Below are 7,113 nucleotides of genomic sequence, written 5' to 3'. Positions count from 1 at the left end.
CTGATGTCCATTCTTGCTTAAGTCTCCCAGGTTCACGTCTTTTTTCCAAAGCCTGATATCATCATGGAATTTGCTGCATCGCACTTTTAAAAGTTCGCCGTGCAAGTGCATCACCTTAGTACTTCCACCGCGTTCGTGCAAATCGTCTACATTTTGTGTGATGATATCTACCTCATGTCTTGCTTCTAAGGTAGCCAAAGCTTCATGTGCAGCATTGGGATTCACTTCCAAAAGTTGTCTTCTGCGCTGGTTGTAAAAGTCCAAGACCAGTGCTGGATTGGCCCGCCAACCTTGTGGCGAGGCTACTTCCATAACATCGTGACCTTCCCAAAGGCCGTTAGAATCTCTAAAGGTTTTTAATCCACTTTCTGCGCTGATACCAGCACCACTGAGCACGGTGATCTTCATTTGATTGGTGAGCTTGATAATATTTACTAATTTACAAATTATGGACGCCGATCTATTCGCATATCTGGAGGATTTTTTAACCCCGAGAAGACGGGAGTTGTTTAAGGACATCCTCGCCTTGAGAACCAAACACATCACCGTGGTTACCGAAGGAGTTTATCAGTTGCACAACACCTCGGCCGTGGTGCGCAGTTGCGATATTTTTGGAATTCAGGAACTGCATGTTATTGAAGAGATAGAAGGCCGTCGTATAGATAAAGAGATCGCCATGGGCGCTCAGAAATGGGTGGATGTGATTCGGTATGATTCTGTGCAGTCTTGTATTGCCACCCTGCGTGATCAGGGCTATAAGATCATTGCAACCACTCCGCATGGAGAGGCCGTAGGGCCCAAAAAGCTAGACATTACTGACAAGATTGCCTTATTCTTTGGGAAAGAAGGAGATGGATTGAGTGATTATGTCATGCAGCAGGCCGACGCACATTTGACAATTCCGATGTATGGTTTTACAGAGAGTTTAAACATTTCTGTGGCTGCCGCCATTAGTCTTTATGAATTGGTGGGTAGACTCCGCAGTGAAAACATTAATTGGCAACTTACTGAGGCTGAGATCAATCAGAAGCGCATTGATTGGACACTTAAAAGCATCAAAAATGCTGATCAGATCATAGACCGGTTTTTAGAAGATCGAAATATTGGTTAACTAACTAAACTTTTATCGATATGATTGTCCTCTATACTTTAGGGGGACTGGTAGCGCTTATAGCACTATTGGCCCTTATCGCCCCAAAGAGTTACCACGTAGAACGTTCCATAGTTATCAAAAAGTCCAAGGACGAGGTTTTTGGCTATTTGAAGTTCGTGAAGAATCAAGACCATTGGTCGCCTTGGAAGGCCAAAGACCCGAATATGAAACAAGAATTTGTTGGGGAAGACGGTACTGTCGGTTTTGTTTCTAAATGGGAAGGAAACAAAGATGTTGGTGTTGGCGAGCAGGAGATCAATAAGATCGATGAAGGCAACCGATTGGATACGGAGCTGCGTTTCTTCAAACCCTGGAAGTCCCAAAGTGATGCCTACATTCAAACGGATGAGCATGAAGGCGGAACAAAAGTGAGCTGGGGGTTTACGGGGAACAATCCCGTGCCCATGAATATCATGATGCTCTTTTTCAATTTTGATAAGGCCGTGGGTAAAGACTTTGAAGAAGGTTTGAGTAAACTCAAAAGCATTTTAGAATCATGAGTAATGTTGTGGCCAATTGGTTTGAGATTCCTACTGCGGATATCAATCGGGCCAAAACCTTTTATGAGTCCATTTTGCAATGTCAGATGCAATTAGTGAACATCGGTGGATTTGATATGTGTTTTTTTCCAGGCGATGGTACTCAAGGGGCTACGGGAGCCTTGATCAATCATGAGGAGTACACGCCTAGTCGTGCTGGGACTTTGGTCTACCTAATGACTCAAGATGTTGCTGAGCCGCTGAGTCGAGTGGCCGAGGCCGGAGGTACGGTATTGCGAGAAAAGACCTTGATAGCGCCAGAGCATGGCTATATGGGAGTTTTTGAAGATACTGAAGGCAATCGCGTGGCGCTTCATTCCAATCAATAAAAAAACCGCGCCAGAGGCACGGTTTGTCGTAAAAGTGTATGTCTTAGATCAATTTGAATTAAGCCAAGCGAACATTAACTGCGTTCATACCTTTTTTTCCTTCTTTTAATTCAAATGATACTTTATCGCCTTCTTTAACTTCATCAGCTAGTCCGGAAATGTGAACAAAGTAATCCGTGTTTGAATCATCTTCAGTGATAAAGCCATAGCCTTTATCATCGATGAAGAACTTTACGGTTCCGTGTAACATAAAAAATAATTAATAATACTTATTTACAAAGGTACGGCTTAATACAAGGCGGAATTCAATAAAACCCAATAATTCCGCTCAAAATGTTAAAATTAATCTAGCCATAACACTGCCTTAGCTTTGCAATGACAGATAAACAGCGAAGAAATGACAGATTGTGCCTCCTAAAACAAAGACGTGAAAAATCGCGTGATTGAACCTTAAATTGGGCAAACTGTACAAAACTGCACCAACGGTGTAGGAAATCCCTCCGGCCAATAAGTACCATAAGGATACGGTGTCCAAATTGTTGATCATGGGTTTAACCGCAAAGATCACCATCCAACCCATGGCCACATAAAGTATAGTAGATAGCTTATCGTAGCGCCCAGTAAAGAACATTTTGAGTACAACTCCTCCCAGGGCCAATCCCCAAGTGATTCCAAAAAGTACCCAGCCCACGGTTCCATTGAGGGTGGTTAAGGTGAAAGGGGTATAGGTACCAGCAATTAGAAGATAAATCGCAGCGTGATCAAAAATTCTAAAGCGCCTGCGCAGTTTGGGTTTTTTGCTCCAATGATATAAAGTAGACGCAGCATAGAGCACAATCATACTTGCGCCAAAAATACTCCAACTCACTATATGCCAAGCAGAACCTTGGGTGCTGGCCTTTACTACCAATAGGGGTAGTGCCGCCACAGCCAAGAGAAAACCAATCCCGTGTGACCAGATATTGAGTTTTTCCTCCATTGCGGAGTAAGTAACCAGATCGTGATGTTGGGGCGCGGAATCTTCCATATCAATATTTAGCGGACTTGCCTTTGTTGGTCGTTTTTAGAATAAATGAACGAAGATCATTGTTAGCTGCTTCTAAGTCCTGTCGGCGCAGATACATCATATGTCCAGAGCGATAACCTTTGAATTCAAAACGGTCTTTCATGCGGCCGCTTGGGTCAATTTGCCACATGGTATACTTGGCGTTGAAATAAGTAGTAGCGCCATCGTAATAACCCGATTGTACCAAAACGTTCAAGTACGGATTCTCTGCCATGGCAGCACGTAGTTCATCGCGGACATTGTTGTTTCTGTTATCCCAAGGTCGCACAGGACCAAACATATTGTACTTTACATCGGTCTTAAAGTTGAGGTGCTCTCTGATATAATAGTTTATTGCAGGGGTAAAGGAGTGCAACCAAGAAGTAATCTCTGAGTTGTAATCCGGGCTGTCTCCGGCAATGGTCTTGTCCAAACCTAAATAACGAGAATCCAAACGACCCACTGTATATCCGCTACGCTCACGTAATAGATCTTTCCAGAAGTAATTAGTCGGGACATCCAGATTTAAATCCAAAATGGTCTTTTTACTCAGTCCGGAATAATAACTCATTTTGGTAGCAATAGCTTCTTTCTCCGCATCAGTGATGAATCCGCCTTTGGCCAGAGCAGGCATCAATTCATCTATGGCAAAAGCCTCAGCTTCTGGTAGGACCTCCAAAAGATCCTTGCTCTGCAGTTCAGGAGGCAACACCTTATGGTGCCAAGCTGTAGCCGTGTAGTAAGGAAGGTTTAGCGCTGATTCTACCGGTACATCGCTATTAAACACTAAATAATCTGCAGGAGATACCATGATCACTCCGTTGAGATACATCCATTGCGCTCCTTGCAGTTCCTTAGCCAGCCCCATTACACGGGTTCCTCCATAACTCTCGCCGATAATGTATTTGGGTGAACGCCAACGGTTGTTGCGGGTTACAAAAGTATTTAGCCAGTCTGCTAAGTATTCTATGTCTGCGTTGATCCCAAAGAACTTGGATTTATCCACCTCCTTGCCCATAGCAGGAATGGTTCTGGAATATCCCGTATTGGCTGGATTGATAAAGACAATATCAGCCACGTCTAAAATAGAGTAGGGATTCTCTTGAACTCCATAAGGTTGTACCGGATAGCCTTCATCATCAATTTTTAAGGTTTTTGGACCGGTATAGGCCACGTGCATCCAAACAGAAGCAGAACCGGGTCCACCGTTAAAGGACATGATCAAAGGTCGCCCCTCATTACTGCCCACGTCTGTGCGTTGGTAGTAGGTGTAAAACAAACTCGCAATAGGATTGCCGTTTTCATCCCAAACCGGTTGCGTCCCAGTGGTTGCCGAATAGCTTACGGGTTTCCCCATGATGGTGGTCTTGTGGTTGGTAACCACAGTAGTGTCAATCGGGAGTTCTACTTGCTGAGCAAACCCTGCAATTGAAAATAGAGCTGCGGCGATAAAGACAAGGAGTTGTTTGGTTGTTGGCATGATATTAAGGTTGGTTTGTGTTCAGCGGATAAAAGTTACTAATTCTGTGAGGATTACAGATTTGTAAAATCGTTTTTAAATTTAATCGCCTGCTGAATGTGTGCCAAATGATGGCGACAATGCCAGTCATAATGCCCCAGCGCTTCACCTAAAGGAACTAAGGCTTCTTGATCCGGATGATAGTAAGGCCGTTCAAAATCCTGTGAATTCATTTGACTGACGCAATTGGACCAGCGGCTGTGAATGCCTTCTAACATCTTAATGCTTGCAGAAAGATCGTCATTGGTAGCGTCATCGAACTCTGCCCAAAGTGCTTCTTTATAAGGTTTTATTACGGGCTTCTCTTCTGTGAGCGCTAATTTAAAACGGGTTAGCGCATTCATATGTGAATCTGCGCAATGGTGCACTACTTGCTTAATGCTCCATCCCTCAGGACGATAGATATAAGCCAATTCTGCAGGCGATAGGTCTTTAACCAGCTCATTGACTCGGGCGGGAAAATCTCTAATGGTTTCGGCCCAATCGCTGTGATGGGTTGAATCGATCTGTTGGGGTAATTGATCTTTACCGATGGGATATCGCAGTGCGTCTAAATTCATTGTTTAGGAATTTAATGCTTCTTTATAGGTGTTTATTGCGCGCTCTCGAGCCATTTTGTGTTCCACCATAGGCTCAGGATAATTAGCGGATTGATATTCCGGTACCCAGGTATCTAAATATTCACGCTGTTTGTCGAACTTATCGATCTGCGTGGTTGGGTTAAAAACTCTAAAGTAAGGCGCTGCATCACAACCAGTACCGGCAGCCCATTGCCAGTTCCCGTTATTTGCCGCCAACTCATAGTCTAAGAGTTTTTCGGCAAAATAAGCTTCACCCCAACGCCAATCGATCAGTAGGTGTTTGCACAAAAAACCTGCAGTGATCATTCGCACACGGTTATGCATATAGCCGGTATTGTTGAGTTCTCTCATCCCTGCATCCACCATCGGGTAGCCTGTGTTGCCTTCACACCATTTCTTAAACTCTTCCTTGTTGTTACGCCAAGGAACAGCATCGTACTTTTCACGGAAGTTGTTGTTGACCACCTTCGGGAAATGATAAAGGATCTGCATAAAGAATTCGCGCCAAATAAGTTCGCTCAAAAAGGTGCCTTCCTCATCCTTTACTTTTTGTACAAGCGTTCGGATACCCACGGTGCCAAAACGCAAATGTGGCCCCAAACGGCTTGTGCCGTCTTTTGCCGGGAAGTTTCGGGTGTCTTTGTAAGTCGCAACAACATCCAAATGGTAATCGGGTACTTTGATCTCGGATTCCTCAAATCCCAGTTCCTCTTTGCTAGGAAATTCTTCCGTGGTTTTGACAAAGGCATCTGAGGTAACCTCAGGATAAGGCTGATGTTCACTCGGTTGGAAACGTTCCAACCATTTGTTTTTAAAAGGCGTGTAGACCACATAAGGGTCGCCGTCATCTTTAAGAACCTCTTGCGGTTCAAAGATCACTTGATCTTTGTAGCGATTAAATATGATCCCTTCGGATTTAGCCCAATCTGATACACTTTTATCCCGTTTACGAGCATAAGGCTCGTAATCGCGATTGGTATGAATTGCCGCAATATTAACGGTTGTAGCTAGCTTTTTAAGAACGTCCAGCGGATTCCCTTTACGAATGCAAAAACCGGCTTGCGTTTCACTCAATTTGCTCTGTAACTTTTCTAAGCTGTCATAAATGAAATTCACCCGAGCATCATCTGCTGGCAATTCTTCTAAAATATTCTCATCAAAAATAAAGAGCGGAAGTATTTCATGATCTCCCGCAGCCGCTGCGTATAAGCCTGCATTGTCGTGGAGCCTTAGGTCCCTGCGAAACCAGAATACAGCAATTTTTTCATTCTCTTTCATAGCGCAATTCTTAGGGCTTAGTGCATTTTAAGGCATACACTAAGGGGATTTTATTTTCAAAGGGTTTTAGTTGGAATTTGCCCAGAGCTACTTCAACAGTTTGCTCAAAGCAGTTGTATGGCGAATAATCAAATTCTTGAAATGCCTTTAGCGTCAGTTTTTGATCCAAAAGGGCAGTGAGTACCTCGCTCAAGGGATGGTTCCAAGTCACGTAATCTGCGGTAAAGTCATTGGCGCCATCGGTATAGGATCCTGTTGAGGTTTCTTCAATGGGGCCGTCGTTGAAATAATTGTGGGTCACGCCTGTCAGCGCATCGTCATACATCCAAACCACAGGATGAAACTCTGCCATGATGAATTCACCGCCAGGTTTTAAGAATTGATTGACCACCTGTGCCCATTTATTCAGATCAGGCAACCAACCTATGGTACCATAGCTGGTAAAGACCACATCAAACTGTTGGTCCAAGTGATTGGGAAGATCGTAAAGGTCACAACAAATAAAACTAGCATCTAAACTTAAACGAGTATTCAGCTCTCTAGCTTTTTCAATAGCCGCGTCTGAGAGATCCATTCCGGTAACTTTAGCCCCCATTCTGGCTAGAGAAAGACTGTCTTGTCCAAAATGACATTGTAAATGCAAAACCGATTTCCCATTAACATCCCCTA

10 protein-coding genes are annotated in these 7,113 nt (G+C 43.8%); 3 read left to right on the top strand and 7 right to left on the bottom strand.

Features of this window, described 5'->3' with window-relative positions; translation table 11 throughout:
* On the bottom strand, positions 1-408 hold a 408-nt coding region (locus tag HRT75_RS13605; RefSeq protein ID WP_291187819.1), incomplete at its 3' end, for a Sir2 family NAD-dependent protein deacetylase.
* A gap of 40 nt (positions 409-448) precedes the next feature.
* Here HRT75_RS13605 and HRT75_RS13600 point away from each other — a divergent pair.
* From HRT75_RS13600 to HRT75_RS13590, 3 genes are read left to right on the top strand one after another with little or no spacing between them, the layout of a single operon-like run.
* Complete coding sequence (locus tag HRT75_RS13600; RefSeq protein WP_291187816.1) at positions 449-1,111, top strand: RNA methyltransferase; 663 nt, start codon at positions 449-451, stop codon at positions 1,109-1,111.
* Between the two features lie 20 nt (positions 1,112-1,131).
* Positions 1,132-1,653, top strand: coding sequence for an SRPBCC family protein (locus HRT75_RS13595; RefSeq protein ID WP_291187813.1), 522 nt, complete (start codon positions 1,132-1,134; stop codon positions 1,651-1,653).
* Positions 1,650-2,021, top strand: coding sequence for a VOC family protein (locus tag HRT75_RS13590; RefSeq protein ID WP_291187810.1), 372 nt, complete (start codon positions 1,650-1,652; stop codon positions 2,019-2,021). The genes HRT75_RS13595 and HRT75_RS13590 overlap by 4 nt, the downstream gene beginning before the upstream one ends.
* Before the next feature lie 58 nt (positions 2,022-2,079).
* On the opposite strand, the gene HRT75_RS13585 is transcribed toward HRT75_RS13590, so the two are convergent.
* The 6 genes from HRT75_RS13585 to HRT75_RS13560 all read right to left on the bottom strand — a co-directional run.
* Positions 2,080-2,271: a cold-shock protein gene (locus HRT75_RS13585; protein WP_272833322.1), complete on the bottom strand. Its 192-nt coding sequence runs from the start codon at positions 2,269-2,271 to the stop codon at positions 2,080-2,082.
* Between the two features lie 114 nt (positions 2,272-2,385).
* On the bottom strand, positions 2,386-3,048 hold the full coding sequence (locus HRT75_RS13580) for a hemolysin III family protein (protein ID WP_291187807.1): 663 nt from the start codon (positions 3,046-3,048) through the stop codon (positions 2,386-2,388).
* Between the two features lies 1 nt (position 3,049).
* Positions 3,050-4,546 (bottom strand): carboxypeptidase, encoded by a 1,497-nt coding sequence (locus HRT75_RS13575; RefSeq protein ID WP_291187804.1) that lies wholly within the window; start codon positions 4,544-4,546, stop codon positions 3,050-3,052.
* 53 nt (positions 4,547-4,599) lie between these two features.
* Positions 4,600-5,145, bottom strand: a complete 546-nt coding sequence (locus HRT75_RS13570; protein WP_291187801.1) for a YfiT family bacillithiol transferase — start codon at positions 5,143-5,145, stop codon at positions 4,600-4,602.
* A 3-nt stretch (positions 5,146-5,148) separates the two neighbouring features.
* Positions 5,149-6,444 carry a deoxyribodipyrimidine photo-lyase gene (locus HRT75_RS13565; protein ID WP_291187799.1) on the bottom strand — a complete coding sequence of 432 codons (1,296 nt, stop codon included), beginning with the start codon at positions 6,442-6,444 and terminating at the stop codon, positions 5,149-5,151.
* A gap of 10 nt (positions 6,445-6,454) precedes the next feature.
* Positions 6,455-7,113 (bottom strand): class I SAM-dependent methyltransferase (locus HRT75_RS13560; protein WP_291187796.1); only part of this gene is annotated, 659 nt, incomplete at its 5' end.

This window comes from Gilvibacter sp., from assembly GCF_013214815.1.
In the GTDB taxonomy this organism is placed as follows: Bacteria; Bacteroidota; Bacteroidia; order Flavobacteriales; family Flavobacteriaceae; genus Gilvibacter.
Note: the sequence above shows the minus strand (reverse complement) of the source record. Positions and strands in the feature narration are given on the sequence as shown.

Coding starts and splice junctions, on each gene's coding strand:
- HRT75_RS13600 (WP_291187816.1), top strand. CDS start 449: ATGGACGCCGATCTATTCGCATATCTGGAGGATTTTTTAACCCCGAGA.
- HRT75_RS13595 (WP_291187813.1), top strand. CDS start 1,132: ATGATTGTCCTCTATACTTTAGGGGGACTGGTAGCGCTTATAGCACTA.
- HRT75_RS13590 (WP_291187810.1), top strand. CDS start 1,650: ATGAGTAATGTTGTGGCCAATTGGTTTGAGATTCCTACTGCGGATATC.
- HRT75_RS13585 (WP_272833322.1), bottom strand. CDS start 2,271: ATGTTACACGGAACCGTAAAGTTCTTCATCGATGATAAAGGCTATGGC.
- HRT75_RS13580 (WP_291187807.1), bottom strand. CDS start 3,048: ATGGAAGATTCCGCGCCCCAACATCACGATCTGGTTACTTACTCCGCA.
- HRT75_RS13575 (WP_291187804.1), bottom strand. CDS start 4,546: ATGCCAACAACCAAACAACTCCTTGTCTTTATCGCCGCAGCTCTATTT.
- HRT75_RS13570 (WP_291187801.1), bottom strand. CDS start 5,145: ATGAATTTAGACGCACTGCGATATCCCATCGGTAAAGATCAATTACCC.
- HRT75_RS13565 (WP_291187799.1), bottom strand. CDS start 6,444: ATGAAAGAGAATGAAAAAATTGCTGTATTCTGGTTTCGCAGGGACCTA.